At 69.7% G+C, this 2212-nt stretch carries 2 protein-coding genes and 1 pseudogene; 1 reads left to right on the top strand and 2 read right to left on the bottom strand.

Going from position 1 to position 2212, the window contains the following annotated elements:
• Window positions 1-133: 133 nt before the first annotated feature.
• Window positions 134-325, bottom strand: a pseudogene (locus G3N93_RS38960) (4'-phosphopantetheinyl transferase); the annotation flags it as partial.
• Between the two features lie 157 nt (window positions 326-482).
• Complete coding sequence (locus G3N93_RS38955) at window positions 483-1523, bottom strand: alpha/beta fold hydrolase (protein ID WP_206124019.1); 1041 nt, start codon at window positions 1521-1523, stop codon at window positions 483-485.
• 192 nt (window positions 1524-1715) lie between these two features.
• Between G3N93_RS38955 and G3N93_RS38950 the strand changes: the two genes are divergently transcribed.
• Window positions 1716-2212 (top strand): LysR family transcriptional regulator (locus G3N93_RS38950; RefSeq protein WP_206135424.1); only part of this gene is annotated, 497 nt, incomplete at its 3' end.

The following is a 2212-nucleotide window of genomic DNA, read 5'->3' as shown; positions in this document are numbered from 1 at the left end:
GTCGAGGTTGGAGTGGGGGTAGGACGTGGTGAGTTTGCGATGTGTTGGTTCGTGGTTCGTTGTTCTGGATACGGCGGCCACCGAGGTCAGCCCGCTTGCGCTCGCTCTTGCCCTACGCGACGCTCTTCCGACCTCGTGCAGCCCGCGCGCGCTCGCCATCGCTGAGTGCCGCATACGCGGGCGACGCAAGCGGCACGCGCCAGTCGAAATCGACACGCGCGATCTGCACGCCGGCGCGGGACGCGGCGGGCGGCGTGTCGAGCCGCTGCGTGCGCCAGGCGCGGGGGATTTCGGACGGGGAAGCGGAATCGGTCGGGACGAGCATCGACGTGCGGCGGCCTGTGGAATGAAACGTCCGATGGTAATCGATCAGGCGGTGCGGCGAGCCGTTGCGGCCTGCCGGTGTCAACGCTGCTGACACTGGGCGCCGCGCTGACGCTTGTTGTCCTCGCGGCAGGCACCCGCGTGACGCGACTGCCCCGTTACCCGTTCGCGACAACGCCCGCCACGCCGCTGCCGGGCCCACGCCCGCGCGATGCCGGGTGAATCGCATGCACTTTGCCCGGCGCATCGGCCGGCAGCACGCCGTGTTGCAGCCAGTAGAGCGCCAGCGGCCACAGTGTTTCGGTGAAGCGGCTGTGGAAAAACGCGAAATGGCCGATCGCGTCGACGCCGATGTCGGCCGGCGCGATCCGCAGGTGCGTGACATCGCTGCCCGTGTAGTAACCGACCAGCCGCTCGATCGCCTCGACCGTGCCGAACCCGTCGTCGTCGAGCCCGATCGCGAGCATCGGCGCCGACAGCCCCGCGAAGCGGGCGGGCAACGCGGCGCGGCTCGCGGCGGGTTCGGCGAGCAGGCCGCGCGTATAGCCCGCCTCGAAGCGCGCCTGCGAGCGCACCCACGACAACGCGACGCCGCGCGGCGTGTCCTCCATCCAGCCGAGCCGCTTCGCAGGCACGTAGCCGAACACGGCCGCGAGCACCGGCATCGCGACGTGCCACTTCCACCACATGCGCCGCCGCTCGGCCGGCATGTAATCGCGCCAGTACGCATACTGCGCGCCGACCGTCACCGCATGTCGGACGTTGACGTTCGATGCGGCGAGTCCGAGCGCAACCCCGCCGATACTGTGCGCGACGACATCGATCGGCTGGCCCGGAAACGCGTCGCGTGCGTATTGCAATGCGGCTTCGCAATCGAGCCGCCCCCAGTCGAGCCAGTTCGCGCGCAGCTTCGCGAGCTGCGCCGGGCGCGACCCGCCGATGCCGCGATAGTCGTAGACGAGCACGTCGCGCCCCTGTGCGAACAGCCAGGCCGCGAAACGAAAGTAGTAGTCGCAACGCACCGACGTCGCGCAATTGATGACCGTCACGGGGCGAGCGACACTGCCGCCGCGATGGCGCCATACGTGGCCGCGCAATGCGTAGCCGTCGGCCGCGCGCAGCGTCACGGGTTCGGGCGGCAATGCGTCTGCCGCGCGGGTGCCCTGCGTCATTCCGTTGCCTTCGTTCGAAATCGTCATCGTGTCTCCGGTCCCATGCTTCGCGGTCCGTCCGGGTTGGCGCCTCAGTGCCTGCTCAAGCCCAAGCTTCGCAGCCAGCCGAGGCGTCACCGCACCAGCCCCATCCTCCACCGCCCACACCAGCCTCCATTGAACTTGACGCGCCCCAAGTTCTCAACCAATCTTGCTGCTCCGTTCGCATGAGTCACGCGCATGTCAACGCCGCTCGTCCGTCTCCCGTCGCTCGACCTCGTCCGCGGTTTCGTCGCCGTCGGCCGCCGCATGAGCATCACGCTCGCCGCGCAGGACCTGTGCGTCACGCAATCGGCGGTCAGCCGCCAGGTGCACGCGCTCGAAGCGCATCTCGGCGTCGCGCTGCTGCAGCGCGGCTACCGGAAGATCGCGTTCACGCCCGAAGGCGAGCGGCTGTTTCGCGTCGCGGATGCGGCACTGCACGGGCTGCAAGACACCGTCGCGTCGCTCGCCGCCGCGCGCGAGCGCCAGCCCGTCACGATCACCGCGAGCATCGGCGTCACCGCGCTATGGCTGCTGCCGCGGCTCGGGCGGCTGCAGGCGCGCCTTCCGGAGATCGACCTGCGCGTCGCCGCGAACGACAAGGTACTCGATTTGCGCGCCGAAGGCATCGACCTCGGCATCCGCTATTGTCCGCGCGACCGCGCGCCGGCCGGCGCGCTGCGCCTGTTCGACGA

It is taken from the genome of Burkholderia sp. Se-20378, from assembly GCF_017104665.1.
Lineage (GTDB): Bacteria > Pseudomonadota > Gammaproteobacteria > Burkholderiales > Burkholderiaceae > Burkholderia > Burkholderia lata.
The sequence above is the reverse complement of the archived record's forward strand: the minus strand, read 5'-3'. Positions and strand labels throughout refer to the sequence as shown.